Source organism: Pseudomonas sp. MIL19, from assembly GCF_028680365.1.
Classification (GTDB): Bacteria; Pseudomonadota; Gammaproteobacteria; order Pseudomonadales; family Pseudomonadaceae; genus Aquipseudomonas; species Aquipseudomonas spirodelae.
On the sequence record NZ_JAPPVG010000001.1, the window covers coordinates 146,925 to 171,082 of the forward strand.

The window sequence follows — 24,158 nt, forward strand, 5'->3', positions numbered from 1 at the left end:
CTTAAACCGGGTAGTAGCCGAAGCGGCTCAGCGGCAGGCGACGAATGCGCTGGCCCGAGGCCGCATACAAGGCATTCACCAGGGCCGGGCCGATCAAGGCCGTACCGGCCTCCCCCACGCCACCCGGTGCTTCCAGACTCGGCAGCAGGTGCACCTCCACCGCCGGCGCTTCGCTGATGCGCAGCTGCCGATAGGTGTGGAAGTTGGTTTGCTGCACCTGGCCGTTGTCGATCAGGATTTCGTTGAACAGCGAGGCGGACAGGCCAAACAAGGTTCCGCCCTCGATCTGCGCCTTAACCGAGGTTGGGTTAGTCGCAAAACCGCAATCCACCACACTGACCAGACGCTTGATGCGCAGGCCCAAATCGCCCTGCATCTCCAGTTCAACCAGGGTCGCCACATAGCTGCCGAACACCGCGCTGACCGCCACACCGCGCCCCTGCCCTGCGGGCAACGGCTGGTTCCAGTCACACTTCTCGGCCAGCAGGCGCAGCACCGCTTGGGCACGTGGCTGGTCTGCCATCAGTTCCAGGCGGTAGGCCACCGGGTCGGCCTTGGCGTTGTGCGCCAACTCATCAATAAAACATTCCAGGGCATAAGTGCCGCGCATCGGGCCCACGCCGCGCCACCAGGACACGGGCACGACGTTCGGCTCCTGGCGGATATAGCGCACCTGTAAATTAGGCAGGCTGTAGATGGGGTCCACCGCCACTTCCACGGCATCGGCGTCCACGCCGTTGGCCGGTAAGCTGCCGGCATAGCGGGCGAGAATCGAGGCGCCGGCGATGCGGTGTTCCCAGCCCAGCGGCCGTCCCTGCGCGTCGAGCGCGGCCTGCATACGGTCGGCGTACAGCGGCCGGTAGAGGTCGTGGGTCATGTCCTCTTCACGGCTCCAGATCAGCTTGATCGGGTAAGCGACCTGGCGCGCAATGGCCACCGCCTGGGTGATGAAGTCGAACTCCAGACGCCGGCCAAATGCACCGCCGATCAGCTGGTTGTGCACCTGGATTTTTTCCACGGGCAACCCGGTGATTTGCGCAGCCGTCTGTTGGGCGAAGACCGGCACCTGGGTGCCGACCCACAGTTCGCAGGCATCTTTGCGCACATGGGCCACACAACTCATGGGTTCAAGCGGCGAATGCGACAACAGCGCCTGCTCGTAAACCGCCTCAAACTGGCTGGCCGATTGCTGCTTGGCTTGTTCAATGTCGCCGCTGCGCTTGGCAACCACACCATCACTGCTACTGGCCGCGAGCAGCTCCTGGTCCAACTGCGCAGAACCGATAGCGGCATGCGGCCCCAAGTCCCACTCAATCTTCAGCGCCTTGATGGCCTGCTGACAGGCCCAGAAGTTGCTCGCGGTGACGGCCACTGCATTGTCCAGGCGTACAATGTCGCGCACCCCGGGCACCCGGCGCGCCTGACTATCATCCACCGTGAGCAGCCGGCCGCCGTGCACCGGGCAGGTGATGCTGGAGGCCACCAGCATGCCGGGGATTTGCAGATCGATGGTAAAGCGCGCCTTACCGTTGACCTTCTCGGGGGTGTCCAGACGCTGCGCGGGGGTGCCCAGCAGCTTGAACTGCTCGGGGATTTTCAGCGGTACAGTGTCGGGCAATGGCAGCGTCGCAGCCGCTTCGACCAAGTCGCCATAGGCCGCCTGCAAGCCATTGGGGCCAAACACCTGGCCGTTTTGCGCATGGCACAGGCTCGGCGCGACGCGCCACTGCAGCGCCGCCGCCTGGATCAACAGGATGCGCGCCGTAGCACCCGCGCGACGCAGCGGCTCCCAGGTGTAACGGGTAGAGGTCGAGCCACCGGTGGCCTGAAACTGCAGCAGGGTGTCGGTATACAGCGCCGAATTCGGTGGCGCCTCCTGGATCACCACCTGATCCAAGGCCACTTCCAGCTCCTCGGCGACCATCATGGCAATACCGGTTTGCGCGCCCTGGCCCATTTCAATCTTCGGCGAGATCACCGTGACCACACCATCGGGGCCCACCCGCACAAAGGCCCCAAAGCCCTCAGCAGAGCGATCGCCCAGGCGGCCTGCCGCCGCCGCATCGGCGGCGGCACTCTTGGCCACCAGCGGCGGCAGCCAGGTGCTCAACACCAAGCCACCGAGGGCGATGCCGCTGCCCTGCAAAAGGCGGCGACGGGACATATCAACATTGGTTTCGTTAGGCTTTTTCATCTCACGCCTCCTCAACCTGGCCAACACTGTGAATGGCCGAGCGAATCCGGGTGTAGGTGGCGCAGCGGCACAGATTGCCCGCCATGGCGGCATCAATGGCCTGATCATCGGGCTTCGGCTGGCTCTGCAGCAGCGCCGTGGCGGCCATGATCTGTCCGGATTGGCAGTAACCGCATTGCACCACCTCGTGCGCCAGCCAGGCCTGCTGCACGGCTTGGCCCACGGCCGTCTCGCCGATGGCCTCAATGGTGGTGATCGAGCGCCCCGCCACAGCGGAAATCGGCGTCACGCACGAGCGGATTGGCTGGCCGTCGAGGTGCACGGTGCACACGCCGCACTGGGCAATGCCGCAGCCATACTTGGTTCCGGTCAGGCCCAGCACATCGCGCAAGACCCATAGCAGAGGCATGTCCGCGGCAACGTCAACCTGCTGCGACTGTCCGTTGATGATTAACGTTTGCATGTTTTTCCCTCTGCTTAATAGTGTTGATGCCGACAACCTGGGTTATCGCTTGGGTCATGTTTTCGGCGCGTGACGCTGACTGAAACCGCTTCACGCACTCATTGATTAATCTGCCTTAAACGGCCACCCGGCCAGCGGAAAGGAGATGAGCTGAGTCAAAGGCACCAAAAGCTCAGCGCCAGCAAAAGCGTAGGGCATAACCCCAGCCAGCCCAGCAAAATCCGCCATAGGCCGGCATTGACTGGCTGCGATCACTTATTGCGGGTGTTCATAAGAGTCTCTGCCGCCATCACCGCGCCTAATGGCCTGGGTTTTCTAAACCAAAAGCTCTGCCAGCAAGGCGCTTGAGCTGGCAGAGCACTAACTAGAGGCATTGCTACGCCAGGCAATCAGTCGTCACCGACGCGAACCACTAACTTGCCAAAATTACGCCCCTCGAGCAGCCCGATAAACGCCTTGGGCGCTTCTTCCAAGCCACTCACCTGTTCTTCGCGGTATTTAATCCGCCCCTGGGCAAACCAGCTCGACATCTCGTTAAAAAATTCAGCGTAGCGGTGGGCGTAATCATCAAAAATGATGAAGCCTTGAACGGTGAGGCGCTTGCGCAGAATTGCCCCCATCAAGCCAGGCAAGCGGTCTGGGCCGCTGGGTGGGGCAGTGTCGTTGTAGTGTGCGACGATTCCGCAGACCGGCACCCGCGCCTTGGTATTGAGCAGCGGCAGCACAGCTTCAAAGACCTTGCCGCCGACATTCTCGAAGTAAATATCGATACCCGCCGGGCAGGCCTTGGCCAGTTGCTCGGCGAAGTCCGGCGCACGGTGATCGAGGCAGGCATCAAAGCCCAGCACCTCGACGGCATAGCGGCACTTTTCCGCACCGCCAGCGACACCAACCACATGGCAGCCCTTGATCTTGCCGATCTGCCCGACAGTCGCGCCGACTGGCCCGGTAGCCGCTGCCACCACCAAGGTTTCGCCCGCCTGCGGCCGGCCAATATCGAGCAAGCCCATATACGCGGTGAAGCCCGGCATGCCAAAGATGCCCAAGGCATAAGAAGGGTGTGCCGGCGACTCGCCCAGCGCGGTCAGGTCACTGCCATCGGACAACGCATAGTCCTGCCAACCTGCATAGGACAGCACCCAGTCACCCTCTTTAAACGCAGGATTTTTCGAGGCCAGCACACGGCCTACTGTGCCACCCACCATCACCCCGCCAACCTCCACCGGCGCGGCATAGGACGGCGCATCACTCATGCGGCCGCGCATATACGGGTCGAGCGACAGATAGACAGTACGCAGCAGCACCTGCCCCTCTGCAGGCTCAGGAATGAGGCCTTGCTCAATGCGGAAGTTCGCCTCGACAGGCGCACCGTGCGGGCGCGAGGCCAGAACAACGCGCCGATTGATTAGCTTTGACTGGGGCATGTGCAAACTCCTGGCGGGTGGTGAAGAGGGGTTGTCTCGATGGAAAAAATTAGACCAGTCGGCTATCAAGCCGATAAAAAATGCCCACCTCTAGGGTGGGCAATCTGCTCATCAGGCCTTATCAGAGGCCAGCATGGTATGGGTCGTGGCCATGGCGTTTTCCAGCGACCGGCTATTACGGTGCAGCTTGCTCAGCAGGCTGGCGCCGAGCCACAGCTGGTAAAGCGCGGTCGCCGTGCGGTAAGCATCGCCCTGCGGCAGGGAACCGTCTCGCTGACCCTGCTCAATACACGCTGTAATCCGCGCAATGATTTCATCGGCCCCATCGCGCAGCGTCAGGCGCATGGATTCAGAAAGATCCGCCACCTCAGCGCTCAACTTCACCACCAGACACTTCTGCTCTTCACAAGGCTCACAGTAGCTGTCCAGCCACTTCTGCCAGTAACCCATGAGCCGTTCGCGGGCCGTGTTGCCCGTGACGGCAAAACGCTCATCCATATTCGCCAAATAATTGCGAAAGTAATCCTCGAGCAAGGACTGGCCGAACTGCTCTTTGGATTTGAAGTAATGGTAGAACGAGCCCTTCGGCACGCTGGCGGCCTGCAAAATCTCGTTAAGGCCCACCCCCGTAAAGCCCTTAACCACCATCATGCGGTGGCCGGTATCGAGTAAATGCTGGCGCGTATCATCGTAGTTTTGCTTCATCGGGGTAGGCTACCAATAAATTAGACCAGTCGTCTAGTTACAACATTAAGGCCCTACTATACCAATAGTCCTCCCGCGCTACCCAGCCCAGCCGGCACCGATAAACGCCTGAAGAGCACTATTCAGGCCAGGCCAAATGCGCCCTGGCAAAAGAGCAGAACTGCAGCGCTCCCCCGGAAAAGACGCTATTAGCCGCTCACGTCAGCGTTCCAGTGCCTGAGCCAGCGCCCAAGCTCAGGCACCTTGGGTTTAGGCGTTTGCCTGGCGCGCCTTCAGGTAGGCGATGACCGCCGCTTGCTCGCCGGCAAATTCGATACGCGCCGCTTTGCTCTCGCGCTGGAAGGCATACATGGGGTCGTAATACTCACGCAGCAGCCCTTCGATCCAGCCACGGTGCAGGTCAACGTTGCCGCTGCGCTGCTGCTCGTCCAGCGCCGCCTGCATGATCGCCAACAGTCGCTGATAGCGCTCGCCGCCCAGGCGTTTCTGGATATTGCTCAAGCTTTGCAGCAGGCGCTCGGCGAACAAGCGGAAGCCATCCTCGATGCCATGCACACGGATAAACTCGGCGCACAGGTCGATCACATAATCACCAAGGATGCGCTCGACACGGCCCTCGAAGCTGTCCTCCAGCCACACCAGCGGGTATTCCTGCATGCCCTGGTACAGCTCCAGCGGCAGCGAGCAGGTGCCGACCAAGCGGCTCTCATCTTCCAGTACAAATTGCTCGGTACCGGCGGCGCGCTGCTTAAGGATGTCGATGGCCAGACGGTTCTCGAAGTCGATCTGCCCCGGCTGGACAGTGGCCCGTTTACCGAAACTGGAGCCGCGATGGTTGGCGTGGCCTTCCAGGTCGATGCTGTTGGTCAGCGCGCTGATGACTTCGGTCTTGCCGGTGCCGGTCATGCCGCCCACCACCACAAAATTGCACTCAGCTACCGCCTGCAGGGTGGTCTCCAGCAAGAACGTGCGCATGGCTTTGTAGCCGCCGATAACCCGCGGGTAGTCGATGCCGGCTTCCTTGAGCCACTGCTGGGTGATCTGCGAGCGCAGGCCGCCCCGGAAGCAATACAGATAGCCGTTCGGGTGAGCTCTAGCGAAGGCCGCCCAGGCCTCGACCCGCTCAGCTTTGACCTGGCCGCCAACCAGTTGATGACCCAGCTCGATGGCCGCGTCTTGGCCGTGCTGCTTGTAGCAGGTACCCACCTTTTGCCGCTCGATGTCATTCATCAGCGGCAGGTTGAGTACGCCAGGGAAAGCCCCCTTAAGGAACTCCACCGGCGCCCGCGCATCCATCAGCGGCCGGTCATTGAGAAAGATGTCGCGGTAGTCGCTGCTGTTGTCACGCATCAGAGCACCTCTACCGCGTAAGTCTGTCGCGCCACCAGCTGACCGATTGGCGCCAGGCTCAAGCCCAGCTCGGCCGCCACGGCCAGGAACTCAGCTTCGCCCTCGGCATTGACCGCCACCAACAGACCGCCGCTGGTTTGTGGGTCGCACAACAGGTTGCGCTGCGCCTCGGAGATCGGCGCGATTTTCTCGCCGTAACTCTCATAGTTACGCAGGGTGCCGCCGGGCACGCAGCCCTCGCCCAGGTAATAGTCAACGCCCGGCAGACGCGGCACGGCAGCGTAATCAAGCTGCGCGGTGAGGCCCGCACCATCGGCCATTTCCACCAGGTGACCGAGCAGGCCGAAGCCGGTGACATCGGTCATCGCAGTGACGCCGGCGAGTTTGCCGAAACGGCTACCGGGCTTGTTCAGGGTGCACATCCAGTCACGCGCCAGGCCGACGTCTTCGGCGCGCAGCTTGGCCTTCTTCTCGGCGGTGGTGAGGATGCCGATACCCAGCGGCTTGCTCAGGTACAGCCGGCAACCGAGCGTGGCGGTGTCATTGCGCTTCATGTGGCGCTTGCTCACCACGCCAGTGACCGCCAGGCCGAAGATCGGCTCTGGGGCGTCGATGGAGTGACCACCGGCCAGGGGAATACCGGCCTCATCACACACCGCGCGACCGCCGCGAATCACTTCGCGGGCCACTTCTGGCGGCAACAGGTTGACCGGCCAGCCGAGAATGGCGATGGCCATCAACGGGTCACCGCCCATGGCGTAGATGTCGCTGATCGCGTTGGTGGCGGCAATACGGCCGAAGTCGTAGGGGTCATCGACAATCGGCATAAAGAAGTCGGTGGTCGAAACCACGCCGCGCTCATCATCCAGGGCATACACCGCCGCATCGTCGCGCGAGGCGTTGCCCACCCACAGCTTAGGATCAAGGTTTTGCGCGCCGCTCCCGGCCAGGATCACGTCCAGCACCTTGGGGGAAATCTTGCAGCCGCAACCGGCTCCATGGCTGTACTGGGTCAGGCGGATCGGCTCGCTCATCGGTCAGGCTCTCGGCAAATCAGAAAACAAGCCGCGGATTCTAGCAGGCCGGCGGAAACACAGGATTGCCAACGCCGCTAGTTTTCTAACGCCCAGCCGGCAATGCTGGTCTTTAGCGCAGCGCTCCCTATAATCGCGCCACGTCGATTACCTGACGACACGCAGCCAGCCGAATAGCTGACCTGTTACTTAGAACCTTTTCCGCTATTGAACCGGAGAATCTTCATGTTCAAACGTACCCTGGCATTCGCCGCCTGTGCTGCCCTGTGTCTGTCCACTAGCCTCACCCACGCCGCCGAAACCCTACGCGTCAGCGCCATCCCGGACGAAGCACCGACCGAGCTGCTGCGCAAATTCAAACCGCTGGGCGCCTACCTGGAACAGCAGCTGGGCATGAAAGTCGAGTTCACTCCGGTGGCCGACTACCCCGCCGTGGTTGAAGCGCTGGCCACCGACCGCCTCGATATGGCCTGGCTGGGCGGTTTCACCTTCGTCCAAGTTCACCTGAAAACCGGCAATGCGATCCCGCTGGTGCAGCGCGAACAAGATGCCCAGTTCACCAGCAAGTTCATCACCGCTGATGCCAATGTGAACTCGTTGGCCGACCTCAAGGGCAAAACATTCGCCTTTGGTTCGGTGTCCTCGACTTCCGGTAGCCTGATGCCGCGTTATTTCATGCTGCAAGACGGCATCAAGCCGGAAAGCTATTTCAGCCGTATCGGCTACTCCGGCGCGCATGACGCCACCGCTGCCTGGGTTCAGGCCGGCAAGGTTGATGGCGGCGTGCTGAATGCCAGCGTGTGGGAAAAACTGGTCGCCAGCGGCAAAGTCGACACCAGCAAGGTCAAGGTCTTCGCCACCACCCCAAGCTACTTCGACTACAACTGGACCGTGCGCGGCAATCTCGACCCCGTACTGGTTGAGAAGATCAAGGCGGCGTTCCTTGCCCTCAACCCGGCTAACCCGGCGCACAAGGCGATCCTCGACCTGCAGGCCGCCAGCCGCTTTATCGAAACCAAGCCTGAGAACTATCAAGGCATCGAGGACGCTGCCCGCGCCGCTGACCTGCTGAAATGACCCTGCGCCTGTGCGGCGCCAGTCTCAGCCACGTTAACGGCGTCAACGCCCTGCGCAATGTCGATTTGCACATTGCCCAAGGCGAACGCGTGGCCATCATCGGCCCCTCGGGGGCCGGCAAGTCCAGCCTGCTCAATGTGCTCGCCACTGCCCTGCAACCCAGCAGCGGCGAGCTGCACGTGCTCGGCACCCAGCCCTGGCAACTCTCTGGTCGCCAACGCCAGCGCCTGCGTGCACGCATCGGCCTGGTGCATCAGGCCCCGCCGCTGCCGGCGCGGCAACGCGTAGTAACAGCGGTGCTGGCCGGCAAACTCGGCCAGTGGAGCTTGGCCAAAAGCTTGCTCAATCTACTGCACCCGCTGGATATAGCCGGGGCACAGCGTGAGCTGGCCAAGCTGGATTTGGCCGACAAACTGTTCGCCCAATGCCAGCAGCTGTCTGGCGGCCAGTTGCAGCGCGTGGGTATCGCCCGCGCGTTGTACCAGGCGCCCGAGCTGCTGCTGGCCGATGAACCGGTGTCCGCGATGGATCCAGTGCTCGCCGCGCATACGCTGAGTGTGCTGTGCCGGCATGCCGAAGCCAGTGGCGTCACCCTGATCGCCAGCCTGCATGCGGTGGAGCTGGCCCTGGCGCATTTTCCGCGGGTGATCGGCCTACGCGACGGGCAGATTTTGTTCGACCGCCCAGCCGCTGAAGTCGACCAGGTGCAGCTCGATGCGCTGTATGCCAACGAACAACTGCTGTCGCCTCCCGTTCCCGCTGTCAGCCTGAGCGTGCAGATCCCCCGATGCTGACACGCGCAAACCATGACCCGGCCGCCCTGCCCCGCCTGCTGCTAAGCCTGCTGGCACTGGCCTTGCTGTGGCCAGGTATCCAGCTCAGCGAGCTGGACCTGGGCGTGCTGCTGCGCGCCGACAGCCAAAGCGAGATGGGCCGATTCGTCGCCGCGTTCTGGCCACCGGCGCATGACGCGGAATTTCTCGATCTGCTGCTGCAAGCCACCTTGCAGACCCTGGCCATTGCCACCGCCGGCATGGCCCTGGCGCTGCTGTTGGCGATTCCGGCGAGCCTGCTGGCCAGTCGCGCCCTGTCGCTCTCGGCAGCCGCCCGCGGCGGCCGACCTAACGCGTTGGCGCAATTGCTGCGCTGGCCGGTACGCGGGCTGCTGATCTTCTTGCGTAGCGTGCCGGAAATCGTCTGGGCACTCTTGTTTGTGCGCGCCGTCGGTCTCGGCCCCACCGCTGGCGTGCTGGCCATCGCCATCACCTACAGCGGCATGCTCGGCAAGGTCTACGCGGAAATCTTCGAATCAGTCGACCAGCGCCCGATGCACGCCCTGCTGCAGTCCGGCAGTGGCCGCTTGGCGGCATTTGTCTATGGCATCCTGCCAAATGCCGCGGCGGAACTGACCTCCTACACGGTGTACCGCTGGGAGTGTGCGATCCGCGCCTCGGTGGTGATGGGCTTTGTCGGCGCGGGCGGCCTCGGCCAGCAAATCGACCTGTCGATGCGTATGTTCGCCGGCGGCGAGGTGGCCAGCATGCTGTTGACCTTCCTATTGCTGGTGCTGCTGGCCGACCAACTCAGCCGCTTACTGCGCCGGAGGTTGGCATGACCCGGCTGATCAATCTGCTGCTGTTAGCGGTCATTGGCGTAGCGGTGTACGCCTCATTCGCCTACCTGGGTATCGACCTCGGCACGCTGATCAGTGGCGACAGCCTGAAGCTGATGGTTGGCTACGTGCAGCGCTTTCTCAGCCCAGACCTTAGTGCAGAGCACCTGTCAGCCATCAGCCGCGGCGCCCTGGAAACTCTAGCGATGTCAGCCGTCGGCACCTTACTGGCGGCGGTGTTCGGCCTGCTGCTGGCCTTGCCGGCGGCCGGACGCTTCGGCTGGCCACTGCAGAGCGCGGCCCGCTTACTGCTCAATGCCCTGCGCGCCATTCCAGAGCTGGTTTGGGCGGCGCTGATGGTGCTGGCCGCTGGCCTCGGCCCGAATGCCGGCACCCTGGCCCTGGCCCTGCACACCGCCGGCGTACTCGGCCGCTTATTTGCCGAAGCCCTGGAAAACACCCCGACCGCACCAGCCGAGGCGATTCGCCTGCAAGGCGGCGGCCAGGTCGCAGCGTTCTGCTACGGCACCCTGCCCAACCTGTGGCCGCAACTGTTGGCCTACTGCCTGTACCGCTGGGAAAACAATATCCGTATGGCCAGCGTGCTCGGCTTCGTCGGGGCCGGCGGCCTGGGGCAAATGCTCTACGTCAGCCTCAGCCTGTTCCAGGAAGCGCAAGCCAGTACGGTGATCCTGGCGATGTTAATGCTGGTATTTGGCGTCGACGCCCTAAGTAGCTGGACCCGCCAACGCTGGGTGCGGGCGTAGCCACAGCCAGCGCACAGATAACCTGGCGCTGAGCGGCCTGAGCGCCGCTGCAACCAAGCGCAACGGCCACTGTCCAACACCGACGCAGACGCCCCTATCCGGCTGCGATCTTATTGTTCCAGGGAGACCTACTTGCCTGCTGTATTTTTGCGTCACCCCCTGCGCTGGATCGCCTTATTAGTCGGCGGGCTCGGGCTCACGGCCTCGGTGCTGGCCTGCCCCAGCGGGCAGCAGCAAGTGTGTGCCGTGGTGTGCTTCTGTGCCCCGCTCAGCCAAGCCGACATCGACGGCCTCTACGAAGACGCCACCCAGCTCGCGGCCTCCGGTCTTGAACAGGGGTTGCGGCAAGCGCGTGAACGCGCGGCAGCCGACGGCACCGAGCCTGTGCCGCTGCATATCCGCGCACAACTGGAGGCCTATTTCGATCTCGCGGTGCTCGACTCGGCGCGTTTTAAGGTCGGCGGCGACGAGGCACTCAACGCCGGCAATGCCCTGCTGCAAAACCCCGACGTGCAGGCGGTGACGCTGATCGACATCATCGTCTTCCGCAACGCTGAGGACGCGCAGCAGAATGTCGCGCTCTGGGCCCACGAGCTGTTGCATGTGCAGCAATACCAGCAGTGGGGCGTGGGCGAATTCACCCGCCGTTACACCCGCGACCACGACGCCATCGAAGCGCCGGCTTACCAGCTGCAAATTAAGGTCGACCGGGCACTGCGCGATCAGCTAAGCCAGACCGAGACGCTGCGCTAGCAGCGCCATTGATGCTCTAGCCGAGACTGTCGAGACGGCACATCGAACTGACTGCATAAGCGCATTGAGCCGCGTACAGCTGCAAGCCATCACAACCGCTCGGGCGTGGAAATCGGCAGACAGCGGTTCAACCGATGCATGACAGGCGTGCGTTGGCCCGGGGCAAATCATCAAGCCCGGATTTAATTTCGCTAGGCGGCAGGCGATCGATTGGAACGGCGCGGTTAGCGCCGCTCCCGCACCAGCCGGGTAGGCCGGTGCATCGCATCGAAATGCCAGAGAGGAAGAAACGCCTCGTACGGGCGGGTAGCCCCCGTTACCGGGTGTACGAAGGGCGCCGCGTGACGGCAGGTGCCGCGTGCAGCATCAGGTACTTGGGCAAAGTCCCTGGGGGTGGCGGTAAGCCGGTACTGCGTACTACCCCCGGCAGGCGAACCTGCCGGGTTTAATGCTCGGTGCTGTGAGCAGCGGCCAACCGCGCCGCTACTCACAGTGGCAGCGGCTTAACCGATGGTCATCAGGCTGGCGTTACCGCCCGCCGCTGCAGTGTTGATGCTCAGGGCGTGCTCGATCAGCAGGCGCTCCAGCGGGATGTCAGTCTCGCCTTTATGCAAGCCATGCACACCGATGATCGCGCCAGGACGCTGAGCGGCCAACTGACAGACTTCGCGCAGCTGGTCGGAGTCACCATGGTGCAGGATCGCGTCGAACACGGTTTCGCTGCTGCTCCACTGGTTGAGTAAAGTGATGCGCTGTTGCACCGCCTTGGGCAGCGTGGCGAACAGCTCCTGAGTCAGGGTGCTTTCCTGCCACAGTACCTGGCAACCCACAGCCAGTACGGCAGCCAGTTGCGCCAATAGATCGCTACGCTCATCCGCCAGACACAACACGTGCTCACGCGGCAGCAGGCTGTAGCTGTTGCGCTCACCGGTTGGGCCGGTAAGCATCTGCACGGTGCCGCTCTGCGCTAACTCAACATACTGCGCACTCAGCGCCGACAGGCTCGGCTCGTGCTTGGCGGCCCATTCCTGCAGCGCCTGGATAACCTTGGCCTGCGCAGCCGGACGGGTGATGTCGCCGTTTTCCTGCTGCAGCTGCTTGGCCACGGCGTCCTGCGGACGGGTTGCCAGCAGGCGGTACATGTACAGCGGGCCACCGGCTTTCGGGCCGGTACCAGAGAGGCCTTCACCACCAAACGGCTGCACGCCGACGACAGCGCCGACCATGTTGCGGTTGACGTAGAGGTTGCCGACTTTGGCACTGTTAACCACCTGGGCGATGGTTTCATCGATACGTGTGTGCACGCCCAGAGTCAGGCCATAGCCGCTGTCGTTGATCTGCTGCAGCAGCTTGCCGAGGTCCGCACGGGCATAACGCACCACGTGCAGCACTGGGCCGAAGATCTCACGAGTCATTTCATCGAAACTGTCCAGCTCGATCAGCGTCGGCGTGACAAAGGTGCCGCGCTTGATGTCATCACCATTGCTGCGCGCCGCCTGGAAAATCTTGCGGCCCTTCTCGCGCATTTTTGCGATGTGCTGGTCGATATTGTCCTTGGCTTCGGCATCAATCACCGGGCCGATGTCGGTGCTCAGGCGCTCCGGGTTGCCCAGGCTGTATTCAGCCATCGCGCCCTTGAGCATGTTGATCACCCGGTCCGCCACATCGTCCTGCACGCAGAGTACGCGCAGGGCCGAGCAACGCTGGCCGGCGCTGTCGAAGGCCGAGGCCACTACGTCGACCACCACCTGCTCGGTGAGCGCCGAGGAGTCAACGATCATGCTGTTAAGGCCGCCGGTTTCGGCGATCAGCGGGATGGTGCGGCCCTGGGCATCCAGACGACCAGCGAGGTTGCGCTGGATAATCCCGGCCACTTCGGTGGAACCGGTGAACATCACCCCACGCACGCGCTCGTTGCCGATCAAACCGGCACCGACAGTTTCACCACGGCCCGGCAGCAGCTGCACGGCACCAGCAGGCACGCCGGCTTCCAGCAGAATGCGCACCGCTTGCGCAGCAATCAGCGGCGTTTGCTCAGCCGGTTTGGCCAGCACGGTGTTACCGGCGGCCAACGCGGCAGCCACTTGACCACTGAAGATCGCTAGCGGGAAGTTCCACGGGCTGATGCACACCACCGGACCCAGCGGGCGATGGCTGTCATTGCTGAAGTGATTGCGTGCCTGCGCCGCGTAATAACGCAGGAAGTCCACCGCCTCGCGAACTTCGGCTATGGCATTGGCAAAGGTCTTGCCCGACTCACGCACCAGCAGGCCCATCAGTTGCTGGATTTCCGCTTCCATCTGGTCGGCGGCGCGATCGAGTACGGCGGCGCGCTCGGCCGGCAGAGTCGACTGCCAGATCTGCCCGCTGGACACCGCGCAGAGCACGGCATTGTGCACATCCTGCTCGCTGGCCTCATGCACGTGGCCGACGATGTCACGATGATCCGCCGGATTGCGCACCGGCTGCGCCTCGCCCAGCTCAGGCGTGTCGCAACCCAGCTGCGGCATGGCCTTGTAAGCGTTATTGGTGCTGCTCAGCAGCGCCGAGGACAGCGAGCCCAGACGATGCTCGTTAGCCAGGTCGATGCCTTCGGAGTTCAGCCGCGCATCACCGTACAAGGCACGCGGCAAGGCAATGCGCGGGTGCGGCAGGCCGAGGCCACCTTCCTGCGCGGCCATCTGCTCAATCTGCTGCACCGGGTCGAGCACCAGCTCCTTGATCGAGATGCTGTGGTCGGCGATGCGGTTAACGAAAGAGGTGTTCGCGCCGTTTTCCAACAGACGACGCACCAGATAAGCCAGCAGGGTTTCATGGCTGCCAACCGGCGCGTAAATACGGCACGGACGGTTCAGCTTGCCATCGGCAACCTTGCCCACCACTTGCTCATACAAAGGTTCACCCATGCCGTGCAGGCACTGGAATTCGTACTGACCCGGGTAGTAATTCTGCCCGGCCAATTGATAGATCGCCGACAACGAGTGGGCGTTGTGGGTGGCGAACTGCGGATAGATGGCTTCCGGTACGGCCAGCAGCTTGCGCGCACAGGCTATATAAGAAACGTCGGTGTAAGTCTTGCGGGTATACACCGGGTAGCCTTCCAGACCTTCGACCTGGGCGCGCTTGATCTCGCTGTCCCAGTACGCACCTTTTACCAGGCGGATCATCAGGCGGTGACGGCTGCGCTTGGCCAGATCGATGACGTAGTCGATCACATACGGGCAGCGCTTCTGGTAGGCCTGAATCACAAAGCCGATGCCGTTCCAGCCAGTCAGGGCCGGGTCGAAGCACAGACGCTCGAGCAGATCGAGGGAGATTTCCAGGCGATCAGCTTCTTCGGCGTCGATGTTCAGGCCGATGTCGTACTGTTTGGCCAGCTTGGTCAAGCCGAGCAAGATCGGGTACAGCTCGTCCATTACGCGGTCGTACTGCGCGCGGCTGTAGCGCGGGTGCAGCGCAGAGAGCTTGATCGAGATGCCCGGACCTTCATAAATGCCACGGCCGTGGGAAGCCTTGCCGATGGCATGAATCGCCTGCTCGTAAGACGCCAGGTAACGCTTGGCATCTTCGTCGGTCAGCGCAGCTTCGCCGAGCATGTCGTAGGAATAACGGAAGCCTTTAGTTTCCATGTTGGTGGCGTTTGCCAGGGCTTCGGCGATGGTTTCACCGGTGACGAATTGCTCGCCCATCAGGCGCATGGACATGTCCACGCCCTTGCGGATCAGCGGCTCGCCGCCTTTGCCGATAATGCGATTGAGCGAGGAGACCATGCCGGCTTCGTTGTGCGTGGACACCAACTTGCCAGTGATCAACAGGCCCCAGGAAGCGGCGTTGACGAACATCGACGGGCTGTTGCCCAGGTGCTGACTCCAATTGCCGTTGCTGATCTTGTCGCGGATCAGCGCGTCACGCGTGGCCTTGTCCGGAATGCGCAGCAGCGCTTCGGCCAGGCACATCAGTGCCACACCTTCCTGCGACGACAGCGAAAATTCCTGCAGCAAACCCTGCACCAGGCCCTGACGGCCACCGGCATTCTTCTGGCTGCGCAGCTTCTCGGCAATGCTCATGGCCAGCTTGTTGCTGGCCTCGGCCATGTCCTTGGGCAGACGCGCCTGCTCCAGCAGCATCGGCACGGCTTCGGTTTCCGGACGGCGATAAGCCCCGGTAATCGCGGCACGCAGCACCGATTGCGGGAGGATGCTTTCGGCAAAGTCGAGGAACACCTGCAAACCCTGCTCAGTCAGGGTCTCAACCGACTCCTCACCGGCGACGGCCGCCAGGCCCGAATGCTCAGCGGGGGTCAGACCACCCTCAATCTGCTCCAGGTAATTAAAGATTGCCTGTTTGATCAACCAGTGCGGCGTGCGGTCAATTGACTGCGCAGCCTGCTTGAGGCGATCACGGGTTGCATCATCGAGCTTTACGCCAAGGGTAGTGGTGGCCATTGGTTTATCCTGTTATGGGCTGGAGCACGGCAAAAAAACTGGCGCGAGATTAAACCTCTCGAGGCTAAAGGTGCAACTAGGCGCAACCCAACTAAAGCGCACACCTGAAAGCTCACCAGTCACCTGAAACCCAACCACATAGAGGGCAAGCCTGAAACCTGAGGCTGCCTACAGGGAAAATCCGCAGCGGCGGGGTTAAACAGCTGTTTAAAAAAAGCATTAATCTTCCGACGACAGGTACAACCTAAAACCGCAAAAAGGTTGCACCCAACACTTATACGCACTGAATTGAGCAAAGCACAGTCGCAACACTCACGCTGCTCAACCGACAGAATGCTTACGCCGATCAGTGCAACCGTCCATAAAGCACAGACAACCAGGATATTGGGCCATTCGCGGGGCCTGGCAGAACCGCCGCAACGACAGCATAAATAGCCGGCGACACGTATCTCAGGCTAAGCTCGGGACGGCATTAACAAGGAGATGCTTATGACGGCCAAGGAAGCGCAATTGACCGAACTGCTCAGCCTGTCCACACGGACGCTCACCCACCTGACGGCCGCCACCACGGCGATGTCATTTGAGCTGCTGAAGGCACAGGACAGCGCCGTACACGACAGCGCCCGCAAGATGATTGAGCGCATGCTGGCGATCAGCAGCGAACTGGACCAGCAATGGCAACTGATTGGCCAGCTGGCGGGCACTCCAGTCGAATCCGGCAACAGCCTGGAGCAAGTCGAGCTACAAAGCCTGGAAGCCTCGGAACGCTAACTGGCGGGCGGTTAAGCCCGCGCCCAACGGGCGCCACCCGCGGATGCACCAACATAAGGCTGAAACTGTCCGCCCGGTCAGTTAATAGTGCATGCACAACCTTTACATCCTTCGCAAACTCACTAAAGTGCGCGCCCAAGCTGCTGCCGAAGGCTCAGCGTGGTGGACCTACGAGCAAATATGGAATGTGGCCTTGTTCTTGCTCTAGGACCAGCTAGCCTGACCATTCAGACAGGTTTAATAACGACAATTCAGCACTTTGGGGAGCACCACTTGATGAACCGTACTCTTTCTTCTCTGGCCTTGGCCGGCGGGCTGCTGGCAGGCGGCCAGGCAGTAGCGGGTGATCTGCTGCAGTGGCAGAACAACAGTCTGAGCTATCTATATGGCCAGAATTACAAAGTAGACCCGGAAATCCAGCAGACCATCACCTTCGAGCACGCCAGCGGCTGGAGCGTCGGTGACCTGTTCTTCTTCGTCGACACCATCAAGTACAACACCGACGCCACCAATGGTGCCGGCGATGGTCATACCTTCTACGGTGAGTTCTCTCCACGCCTGTCGTTCGGCAAGCTGTTCAACACCAAACTGGAGTTTGGTCCGATCAAGGATGTGCTGCTGGCCACCACTTATGAATTCGGCGAAGACGATGTCGATTCCTACCTGATTGGTCCCGGTTTTGATTTGGCGATCCCCGGTTTCGACTACTTCTCGCTGAACTTCTACAACCGCACCACGGACGGCAAGCGCGACGGCGATAACGTCTGGCAGATCACCCCGGTGTGGAGCTACACCATCCCAGTCGGCAAATCCGACATCGTCATCGACGGCTTTATGGACTGGGTCGTGGATAACGACAAGAACTACCATGCCAACCTGCACTTCAACCCGCAGATCAAATACGACCTGGGCAAAGCCATGAGCTGGGGTGAGAAGCAGCTGTACGTCGGCATCGAGTACGACTACTGGAAAGACAAATACGGCATCGAAGACACCAACAATTTCACCACCGATCAGAACACCGCCAGCCTGCTGGTCAAAGCGCACTTCTGATACCCCGCTGAACCCCGCCAGCACTGCCACTGCAGGCTGGCGGGCATCCCTCGCAGCACACGGCACCGCGCTTATTTTTCGCACTGCGGCGTAATCGCACAGATCTCAGGGTCTTCTACTCTGTGATTACTCAGCAGTGGAACCCCAATATGCCCATCGCCCTGTCCCGCTCCCTCGCCTACGCCCTACTCGTCAGCCTGCTCGTCACGCTGAGCGCTTGCAGCACCCTGGCCCCTCGCGACCCATTACAGATTCAGCTGGTCGGCATCGAACCCTTGGCGGGCGAAGGCCTGGAAATGCGTTTTGCTATCAAGCTACGTGTGCAAAACCCCAACGACAGCCCGATTGATTTCAATGGCGTCGCCCTGCAACTGAAGGTCAACCAGCAACCGCTGCTCAATGGCGTAAGCAACCAAAGCGGTCAGGTGCCACGTTATGGCGAGAGCATCCTGCACATTCCGGTCAGCCTCTCCGCCTACGCCGCGCTGCGCCAAGCCTGGGGTGTGGCCGGCTATCAGGACGGCAAGGGTCTGCCCTACGAGCTGAGCGGCAAGCTCGCCGGCGGCCTGTTTGGCACCCGGCGTTTCGAGGACCGCGGCATACTTAATTGGCCGCAGCTTCCAGCCGCCAGCCGCCCCCTGTAAAACCAAGGGCGACAAAACCCTATACACTATGCGGCCTTTTCTTATTCCCCCAGTAAGGACCCCGCCGTGAGCACGTTGCCGCCCTGCCCCAAATGCAACTCCGAATACACCTATGAAGACGGCACCCAGCTGATCTGCCCCGAGTGCGCCCACGAATGGTCGGCCAACGCCGCCAGCGAAGCGGCAGATGACGCCAAGGTGATCAAGGATTCGGTCGGCAACGTGCTGCAGGATGGCGACACCATCACCGTGATCAAGGACCTGAAAGTCAAAGGCTCCTCCCTGGTGGTCAAAGTGGGCACCAAGGTCAAAGGCATCCGCCTGTGCGACGGCGACCACGACATCGACTGCAAAATCGATGGCATTGGCGCCATGAAGCTGAAGTCCGAGTTCGTGCGCAAAGTCTGATCAGCGCACTGACGGTCTCGCCAAGCCCCGGCCTACGTGCTGGGGTTTTTTATGCACACAATTACGTCCCCCCCTAGCGTGCAGCCCTGCATGCGATTAGCTAGCATGACTTACGAGCACACCGCTCGATAAGGCCCACGCCCGGAGGACGTCATGCGTAATGCGGCGCTGTGTCTGTTGTGGTCAACGAATTCTGGACACTGGTTAAGGTTTATCCGGCCAGTGACTCGGCTTCCACTGGCGTTTTGTACCCGTTGTAGCTGTGTGGCCGTTGATGGTTGTAGTAGTCCGTCAGGTAACGCAGTACATCCGCCTCAGCCTGACCCTGCTTGGTATAGCCTTGCTCTGGCATCCACTCCGTTTTCAGGCTTCTGAAAAAGCGCTCCATCGGTGCGTTGTCCCAACAGTTGCCACGCCGGCTCATGCTCTGCTTGATCCGGTAGCGCCACAGCATTTGGCGGAACTCGATGCTGGTGTAATGGCTGCCTTGGTCAGAGTGAAACATCAGCTGCTGCGGACAACCACGGGACTCAAAAGCCACGCGCAAAGCGCGCGTCGTAAGTTGCGAGTCTGGTCGATTGGAGAGTGCCCAGCCCACGATGCGGCGCGCATACAAATCCATAACCGCCGCCAGGTAAATCCAGCGATTACCCGCCCAGATGTAGGTCACGTCGCCGCACCACACTTGGTTGGGGCGGCTCACAGTGAACTGCCGATCCAGCTCATTCGCTGCGATAGCATTTTCACCATCAGCTCGACGATAACGATGCTTGCGGCATTGCGAACTGAACAGCCGGGCCTCTTTCATCAGGCGTCCGGCCAGAAAACGCCCCACCGCGACACCCTGTATCCGCAGCGCCGCTGACAATGTTCTGGCTCCAGCTGAGCCGCGACTCTGTAGATGAAATTCAGTGGCCAACTGGCGTAATGCAATCCGCCGATGATCTACCCGGCGGCGTCTCTTGCAGGCGTCGTAGACACTGCTGCGATGTACGCCAAATACGCGGCACAGCTCGCTCGTGGATATCGCTCGCCCAATGCCTCGATCAGGCTTATTGATCGAGGGAGTCCGACATTAAGAGAGCGGTAGCCTTTTTTAGGATCTCTTTCTCCCGCTCTAAACGCCGAACTTGGGCCTCAAGGTCTTGTATGCGTTTCTGCTCGGGAGTCATGGCCTTACTGCGCGGCGGGGTTGTGCCACCACGCTCACTGCGCAGTTGCTCTACCCATCGGCGCAATGCCGTCGGGCCTACGCCCATCGACTTACCTGCCTCGGGGATGGAATAGCCTTGATCCAGAACCAGGCCTGCTGCTTCGAGTTTGAAATCTGTACTGAATGATCTTCTGGTCACGTAAACACCTCATTGCTGGGCGAAGCTTAACGCCCTATCGGGGTGTCCAGAATCATTGAGCCACAACAGTCTGCTGCTGTTAATACCCTGGGGGTTACAGGCCGAAGAGTGGAAGGTGGCCGGCGACGAACAGTTTGCCCCCTACAGCTTTGTCACCCTCGACGATGACCAGCCACGCGGGCTGGATGTCGAGCTGGTGGAAGCGGTGATGCACGAAGCCAAAATCCCCTACAGCCTGCGCCTGTACCCGTGGCAGCGGGTCAAACGCATGCTCGAACGTCACGACGTGACCATGGCCTTCCAGTTTGTCGGCACCCCCGAGCGGATGCAGCAGTATAAGCTGGTCGGGCCAATCCGCACCGGCTCCACCGTGTTTATGACCACAGAAAAAACCGCCATTGCGGACTGGCGCAGCTTGGATGACCTGTCGCCCTACGTCATTGGCCAGGTGCGCGGTTATGCCTACCAAGCGGATTTCGACAAGGCCGACCTGCGGCGTGACAGCAGCGCGCAGAACCCCCGCCAGCTGGTGTCTATGCTGCTGGCCGGACGCATCGACATCATTGTCGGCGACCGTGTCCAACTGATGTACTTCGTCCGCGAACAGCGCGCCGAACAAAGCGTGCGCATCCTCGCCAAGTCCCTGGTGGAAATGCCGCGCTATGTGGCCTTCAGCAAAGGCGATCGCGACCGTGCCGACACGTTCGCAGCAGCGCTGGCGCGTTTACGCGATGCTGGCGTACTGGATACTCTCTACCAACGCTGGCAATAAACTGCCCGCCAATCAAACCTCGGAGTTTTTATGCGCGGCCTGACCCTCACCCTGCTATCGACCACGCTGCTGTTGAGCGCCTGCGGCCTCGGCGAAACCGCCGCCACCGCCAGCCTGCAAGCCGAGCAAGCGAAGCAGCTGCAACAGCAAACAGAGCAACTCAAGCAGCAGATTGAGGCCGCCAACGCACAGGGCCAGAAGCGCCTCGAAGAAAGCTATTAAGAGAGCGGTTATTAACAACGGGAAGGGGCGGCTTACTGCACCGGCAGGAAGTTCATAAACAGCAACCCCTGGGCATAACTCACGCCCATGCGCCGGTAGCGCTCATCCAGCACATCGGTGAGCAGATCCAAGCGTGCCACGATCTTGCCGAACTCCACCGCATAGCTCAGGTTGCGCCCCTCGGCGGAAATCTCGTTGGACAGCAGCCACGGCGTGCCGCCGGCATCCGTGCGTTGCGCAAGCATCCAGCTGGCCTTCTCAATGTTACGCGCCGCGTTGTGGATGAACTGCGGATCGAGCGTATCGCTCATGTAGTACTCGGTGCGCCCGCCATGGGCGGTAATCAGCATACTCGCCAGGGCGTAGATAAAAGCCCCAACGCGATCCCCCTGATACTCGGCACTCAAGGCATAGCTCAGCGCGGCAATATCAGTCCGCCCGCCCAGCTGCGGCAGCGGCTGGTCCTGCTCAATCGCACGGTGCACGGCACGCTTCGCGGTTTGCACATCAGCCAAGCCGGTTTTGCGCCACTCGCGCGGGTTGCGCAGGTACAGCTTGTCCATCAAGCGGTAAAGGCTGTTGAGGTTATTGCGCATGCCCAGAGTTGCCATGCGGTCGGCATGACTCTGGAAAAACTCGGAAGGTTTGATCGGGCTTTGGTTGCTGATAATGCTCTGATGGTCCTGCCGTGTAGAGCAACCACTGAGCGCCAGCACGCTGAAAAGCAGCAGCCCAGACACCCAACTCCCCCGCCGCGATAGACCCAGAACGGGCATAGCATGGGCGCGTTTTTCCTGTCTTGGTAAACGCTGCACGGGACTCATCAGAGGAGGTCATCCACTGGGGTGTGATGGGGTAACGCTAGCAACAAAATCCAGATTGATCCGCTTTTCTGCCCAAAGGCATGACTTACAGCACAATCAAACACCTAGCTGCGCAAGTTCAGGTTGCGTGCTAACAGACCCGGCTCAGCATCAAAGGTTGCGGACCGCTGATCATTGGCGCGCTAAAAGCCCCGTCGCAGAGCGTTTTAACCGGTATGATCCGCAGCTTTTTTGCTGCCGAGTCCCCCATGCCACGCCTGCTTGCCCTGCTCTGTCTATTAATTGCTCTGCCCACCTTCGCCGATGCACCCAAAACCTTCAGCGCCGCCAAGAAAATTGCCTGGCGCCTGTATGCCGAACAACCCAAGACTTTCTATTGCAACTGCGCGTACAACGGCAACCGCGTGGACCTCGACAGCTGCGGCTACAGCCCGCGCAAACAATTGCGCCGCGCCCAGCGCCTGGAATGGGAACATGTGGTGCCGGCCTGGGTGATTGGTCATCAGCGCCAATGCTGGCAAAACGGCGGGCGCAAAAACTGTGCGCGCAACGACGCCACCTTCAAGGCTGCCGAAGCCGACTTGCACAACCTGGTACCGAGCATTGGCGAAGTGAATGGCGACCGCTCCAACTACGCCCTCGGCATGCTCAGTGAAAAACCACAGCAATACGGCGCCTGCCCGATGGTGGTCAATTTCAAGGCCAAGACCGCCATGCCACCCGTGCATGCCCGTGGCGCAGCGGCGCGCATCTATTTGTATATGGCTGACCACTACAAACTGCGCCTGTCGAAACTCGACCGCCGCACCTATGAAGCCTGGAACCGCCAATACCCAATCAGCGAATGGGAACGCTGGCGCAACCAGCAAGTGGGCTGCGTGATGGGCTACGGCAACCCCTACGTCGGCGCTGTTGACCCACGCAGTTGCAGCCCGCTACGCCGCGCCGGCAACCCGCAACGTAACAGCGGCTAAGCCGCAACGCGCGCGCCGCAAACCCTCGGCGCGCTATTGCCGCTAAACTTAATTCCACCCTGCCAGCCCGAGTCGTCTTCTATGCCTAACCCCGTCACCCCGAGCGCCGCCCACGCCATCGCCGAAACCCGCGCTTGGGTCGACCGCGCCGTGATTGGCCTAAACCTCTGCCCCTTCGCCAAAGCCGTGCAAGTCAAAGGGCAAGTGCGCTACGTGGTGTGCGCCAGCGCCGAGCCTGAAGCGCTGCTCAGCGCCTTGATTGACGAACTGCACGCACTGGCTAACGTCGCGCCGAGCGAAACCGACACCACCCTGCTGATCCACCCTGCCGCACTCACCGACTTTCTCGACTTCAACGACTTTCTCGCTGTGGTCGATGACACCGTGGAAGACCTCGGCTACAGCGGCATCCTGCAAGTGGCCAGCTTCCACCCGCAGTTTCAGTTTGCCGACACCCACGTCAACGATGTCAGCAACGCCACCAACCGCGCGCCCTACCCGACCCTGCACATCCTCCGCGAAGCCAGCATCGACCGCGCTGTCGCAGCCTTCCCCGACCCGGAAACCATCTTCGACGCCAACATCGACACCCTGGAGCAACTCGGCAGCGACGGCTGGGCCGCCCTGCAGGCGCAGTGCCGCGAGGATGCGCAAAACAGCTAAATCACCAACCGCCAGTCAGCTAAAACCAATGCGTAAACGCGACGCGTAGCCACGTTTACACAGGCTTTACACTGCCGCCTGCAATGCCAGCCACATAGCAGTGTCGAAACAACATGCCGGGAAATCCGGTTTGCAGAGGAGTTTCGACCATGCTGTCACGCATCCCCTTGATCACAGGCCTGCTGGCCTGCCTGGCGCTCATTGGCCAAGCGCCCGCACAGGCGTCCAACCGCGACGCCGCCATTGCGGGCGTAATCGCCGGCGCCGTGATTGGCGGCGTTATCGTCAGCCAAAGCCGTCCGGTGCAGGCTTATAGCCCGCCGCCACCCGCCTACTACCCACCTCCGCCGGCTTACTACCCGCCGCAACAGGTTTACTACGAGCGCCGCCCGGTCTACTACCACCCGGCGCCGGTGTATTACGTGCAGCAACGGCCGCACCATAAGCACTGGCACCAGCCACGCCGGGGTCACAGAAACGAGCATCTCCACGGCTATCGCCGGTAAACGAAAAAGCCCCGCCAATGCGGGGCTTTTTTATACGCATCAGCCTGCGCACATGGCCACCAAGGACAGCAACCTGGCACTGCGCGCCACTGTTTGCCAGCACCCAGGCGCATAGAGTGCTAAGGACTCATCACAGCCCTACTGG

At 61.3% G+C, this 24,158-nt stretch carries 22 protein-coding genes and 1 pseudogene; 14 read left to right on the forward strand and 9 right to left on the reverse strand.

The genetic code is table 11. The features are described 5' to 3' along the window. Position 1: 1 nt before the first annotated feature. From N1078_RS00730 to selD, 6 genes are all read right to left on the reverse strand, one after another. Entirely contained in the window at positions 2–2,194 is a 2,193-nt protein-coding gene (locus tag N1078_RS00730; protein ID WP_274086291.1) for a xanthine dehydrogenase family protein molybdopterin-binding subunit, read from the reverse strand. Position 2,195: 1 nt separating this feature from the next. Continuing rightward, positions 2,196–2,657: a (2Fe-2S)-binding protein gene (locus N1078_RS00735; RefSeq protein WP_274086292.1), complete on the reverse strand. Its 462-nt coding sequence runs from the start codon at positions 2,655–2,657 to the stop codon at positions 2,196–2,198. Between the two features lie 389 nt (positions 2,658–3,046). Continuing rightward, a complete protein-coding gene (locus tag N1078_RS00740) occupies positions 3,047–4,081 on the reverse strand; it encodes an NADP-dependent oxidoreductase (protein ID WP_274086293.1) in 1,035 nt (344 codons plus the stop codon). A 111-nt stretch (positions 4,082–4,192) separates the two neighbouring features. Then, a complete protein-coding gene (locus N1078_RS00745; RefSeq protein ID WP_274086294.1) occupies positions 4,193–4,786 on the reverse strand; it encodes a TetR/AcrR family transcriptional regulator in 594 nt (197 codons plus the stop codon). A 249-nt stretch (positions 4,787–5,035) separates the two neighbouring features. Continuing rightward, positions 5,036–6,136, reverse strand: a complete 1,101-nt coding sequence (mnmH, locus tag N1078_RS00750) for a tRNA 2-selenouridine(34) synthase MnmH (RefSeq protein WP_274086295.1) — start codon at positions 6,134–6,136, stop codon at positions 5,036–5,038. Continuing rightward, the gene (gene selD, locus N1078_RS00755) at positions 6,136–7,170 is read right to left on the reverse strand and encodes a selenide, water dikinase SelD (RefSeq protein ID WP_274086296.1); all 1,035 of its coding nucleotides are present in this window, start codon (positions 7,168–7,170) and stop codon (positions 6,136–6,138) included. Before selD ends, mnmH begins: the two co-directional genes overlap by 1 nt. A 225-nt stretch (positions 7,171–7,395) precedes the next feature. Between selD and N1078_RS00760 the strand changes: the two genes are divergently transcribed. The 5 genes from N1078_RS00760 (at position 7,396) to N1078_RS00780 (ending at position 11,379) form a co-directional block, all read left to right on the forward strand. After that, complete coding sequence (locus N1078_RS00760) at positions 7,396–8,247, forward strand: putative selenate ABC transporter substrate-binding protein (RefSeq protein WP_274086297.1); 852 nt, start codon at positions 7,396–7,398, stop codon at positions 8,245–8,247. Beyond that, positions 8,244–9,041, forward strand: coding sequence for a phosphonate ABC transporter ATP-binding protein (locus N1078_RS00765; protein ID WP_274086298.1), 798 nt, complete (start codon positions 8,244–8,246; stop codon positions 9,039–9,041). Before N1078_RS00760 ends, N1078_RS00765 begins: the two co-directional genes overlap by 4 nt. Further along, complete coding sequence (locus N1078_RS00770; RefSeq protein WP_274086299.1) at positions 9,035–9,862, forward strand: PhnE/PtxC family ABC transporter permease; 828 nt, start codon at positions 9,035–9,037, stop codon at positions 9,860–9,862. The genes N1078_RS00765 and N1078_RS00770 overlap by 7 nt, the downstream gene beginning before the upstream one ends. After that, complete coding sequence (gene phnE, locus N1078_RS00775; RefSeq protein ID WP_274086300.1) at positions 9,859–10,626, forward strand: phosphonate ABC transporter, permease protein PhnE; 768 nt, start codon at positions 9,859–9,861, stop codon at positions 10,624–10,626. The genes N1078_RS00770 and phnE overlap by 4 nt, the downstream gene beginning before the upstream one ends. Positions 10,627–10,785: 159 nt before the next feature. Beyond that, positions 10,786–11,379, forward strand: coding sequence for an eCIS core domain-containing protein (locus tag N1078_RS00780; protein ID WP_274086504.1), 594 nt, complete (start codon positions 10,786–10,788; stop codon positions 11,377–11,379). Between the two features lie 503 nt (positions 11,380–11,882). Here N1078_RS00780 and putA read toward each other — a convergent pair. Next, positions 11,883–15,824, reverse strand: a complete 3,942-nt coding sequence (gene putA / locus N1078_RS00785; RefSeq protein WP_274086301.1) for a trifunctional transcriptional regulator/proline dehydrogenase/L-glutamate gamma-semialdehyde dehydrogenase — start codon at positions 15,822–15,824, stop codon at positions 11,883–11,885. Positions 15,825–16,313: 489 nt separating this feature from the next. Between putA and N1078_RS00790 the strand changes: the two genes are divergently transcribed. The 4 genes from N1078_RS00790 to N1078_RS00805 all read left to right on the forward strand — a co-directional run bounded on the left by N1078_RS00790 (position 16,314) and on the right by N1078_RS00805 (position 18,700). Next, complete coding sequence (locus N1078_RS00790) at positions 16,314–16,595, forward strand: hypothetical protein (RefSeq protein WP_274086302.1); 282 nt, start codon at positions 16,314–16,316, stop codon at positions 16,593–16,595. A gap of 276 nt (positions 16,596–16,871) precedes the next feature. Beyond that, positions 16,872–17,648 (forward strand): outer membrane protein OmpK, encoded by a 777-nt coding sequence (locus N1078_RS00795; protein ID WP_274086303.1) that lies wholly within the window; start codon positions 16,872–16,874, stop codon positions 17,646–17,648. Between the two features lie 149 nt (positions 17,649–17,797). Next, complete coding sequence (locus N1078_RS00800) at positions 17,798–18,292, forward strand: LEA type 2 family protein (RefSeq protein WP_274086304.1); 495 nt, start codon at positions 17,798–17,800, stop codon at positions 18,290–18,292. Between the two features lie 66 nt (positions 18,293–18,358). Continuing rightward, positions 18,359–18,700: a zinc ribbon domain-containing protein YjdM gene (locus N1078_RS00805; RefSeq protein WP_274086305.1), complete on the forward strand. Its 342-nt coding sequence runs from the start codon at positions 18,359–18,361 to the stop codon at positions 18,698–18,700. A gap of 211 nt (positions 18,701–18,911) precedes the next feature. On the opposite strand, the pseudogene N1078_RS00810 reads toward N1078_RS00805, so the two are convergent. Further along, a pseudogene (locus N1078_RS00810) lies at positions 18,912–20,052 on the reverse strand (IS3 family transposase). A gap of 55 nt (positions 20,053–20,107) precedes the next feature. Here N1078_RS00810 and N1078_RS00815 point away from each other — a divergent pair. After that, entirely contained in the window at positions 20,108–20,824 is a 717-nt protein-coding gene (locus N1078_RS00815) for a substrate-binding periplasmic protein (protein ID WP_274086306.1), read from the forward strand. Between the two features lie 30 nt (positions 20,825–20,854). After that, entirely contained in the window at positions 20,855–21,046 is a 192-nt protein-coding gene (locus N1078_RS00820; RefSeq protein WP_274086307.1) for a hypothetical protein, read from the forward strand. 32 nt (positions 21,047–21,078) lie between these two features. On the opposite strand, the gene N1078_RS00825 is transcribed toward N1078_RS00820, so the two are convergent. Continuing rightward, positions 21,079–21,822 (reverse strand): hypothetical protein, encoded by a 744-nt coding sequence (locus N1078_RS00825; RefSeq protein ID WP_274086308.1) that lies wholly within the window; start codon positions 21,820–21,822, stop codon positions 21,079–21,081. A gap of 296 nt (positions 21,823–22,118) precedes the next feature. Here N1078_RS00825 and N1078_RS00830 point away from each other — a divergent pair, with 296 nt between their 5' ends. The 3 genes from N1078_RS00830 to N1078_RS00840 all read left to right on the forward strand — a co-directional run bounded on the left by N1078_RS00830 (position 22,119) and on the right by N1078_RS00840 (position 24,013). Further along, positions 22,119–22,844, forward strand: a complete 726-nt coding sequence (locus N1078_RS00830) for an endonuclease (RefSeq protein ID WP_274086309.1) — start codon at positions 22,119–22,121, stop codon at positions 22,842–22,844. Between the two features lie 81 nt (positions 22,845–22,925). Next, positions 22,926–23,507, forward strand: a complete 582-nt coding sequence (locus N1078_RS00835; protein ID WP_274086310.1) for a DUF1415 domain-containing protein — start codon at positions 22,926–22,928, stop codon at positions 23,505–23,507. 149 nt (positions 23,508–23,656) lie between these two features. After that, the gene (locus N1078_RS00840; RefSeq protein WP_274086311.1) at positions 23,657–24,013 is read left to right on the forward strand and encodes a hypothetical protein; all 357 of its coding nucleotides are present in this window, start codon (positions 23,657–23,659) and stop codon (positions 24,011–24,013) included. Positions 24,014–24,158: the final 145 nt, after the last annotated feature.

Bases quoted from the DNA above. Each gene is read 5' to 3' on its own strand.
- N1078_RS00740 (WP_274086293.1), bottom strand. From the start codon at position 4,081: ATGCCCCAGTCAAAGCTAATCAATCGGCGCGTTGTTCTGGCCTCGCGC.
- N1078_RS00800 (WP_274086304.1), top strand. From the start codon at position 17,798: ATGCCCATCGCCCTGTCCCGCTCCCTCGCCTACGCCCTACTCGTCAGC.
- selD (WP_274086296.1), bottom strand. From the start codon at position 7,170: ATGAGCGAGCCGATCCGCCTGACCCAGTACAGCCATGGAGCCGGTTGC.
- N1078_RS00730 (WP_274086291.1), bottom strand. From the start codon at position 2,194: ATGAAAAAGCCTAACGAAACCAATGTTGATATGTCCCGTCGCCGCCTT.
- putA (WP_274086301.1), bottom strand. From the start codon at position 15,824: ATGGCCACCACTACCCTTGGCGTAAAGCTCGATGATGCAACCCGTGAT.
- N1078_RS00770 (WP_274086299.1), top strand. From the start codon at position 9,035: ATGCTGACACGCGCAAACCATGACCCGGCCGCCCTGCCCCGCCTGCTG.
- N1078_RS00790 (WP_274086302.1), top strand. From the start codon at position 16,314: ATGACGGCCAAGGAAGCGCAATTGACCGAACTGCTCAGCCTGTCCACA.
- phnE (WP_274086300.1), top strand. From the start codon at position 9,859: ATGACCCGGCTGATCAATCTGCTGCTGTTAGCGGTCATTGGCGTAGCG.
- N1078_RS00745 (WP_274086294.1), bottom strand. From the start codon at position 4,786: ATGAAGCAAAACTACGATGATACGCGCCAGCATTTACTCGATACCGGC.
- N1078_RS00830 (WP_274086309.1), top strand. From the start codon at position 22,119: ATGCCACGCCTGCTTGCCCTGCTCTGTCTATTAATTGCTCTGCCCACC.
- N1078_RS00840 (WP_274086311.1), top strand. From the start codon at position 23,657: ATGCTGTCACGCATCCCCTTGATCACAGGCCTGCTGGCCTGCCTGGCG.
- N1078_RS00765 (WP_274086298.1), top strand. From the start codon at position 8,244: ATGACCCTGCGCCTGTGCGGCGCCAGTCTCAGCCACGTTAACGGCGTC.
- N1078_RS00820 (WP_274086307.1), top strand. From the start codon at position 20,855: ATGCGCGGCCTGACCCTCACCCTGCTATCGACCACGCTGCTGTTGAGC.
- N1078_RS00760 (WP_274086297.1), top strand. From the start codon at position 7,396: ATGTTCAAACGTACCCTGGCATTCGCCGCCTGTGCTGCCCTGTGTCTG.
- N1078_RS00835 (WP_274086310.1), top strand. From the start codon at position 22,926: ATGCCTAACCCCGTCACCCCGAGCGCCGCCCACGCCATCGCCGAAACC.
- N1078_RS00795 (WP_274086303.1), top strand. From the start codon at position 16,872: ATGAACCGTACTCTTTCTTCTCTGGCCTTGGCCGGCGGGCTGCTGGCA.
- mnmH (WP_274086295.1), bottom strand. From the start codon at position 6,136: ATGCGTGACAACAGCAGCGACTACCGCGACATCTTTCTCAATGACCGG.
- N1078_RS00735 (WP_274086292.1), bottom strand. From the start codon at position 2,657: ATGCAAACGTTAATCATCAACGGACAGTCGCAGCAGGTTGACGTTGCC.
- N1078_RS00825 (WP_274086308.1), bottom strand. From the start codon at position 21,822: ATGCCCGTTCTGGGTCTATCGCGGCGGGGGAGTTGGGTGTCTGGGCTG.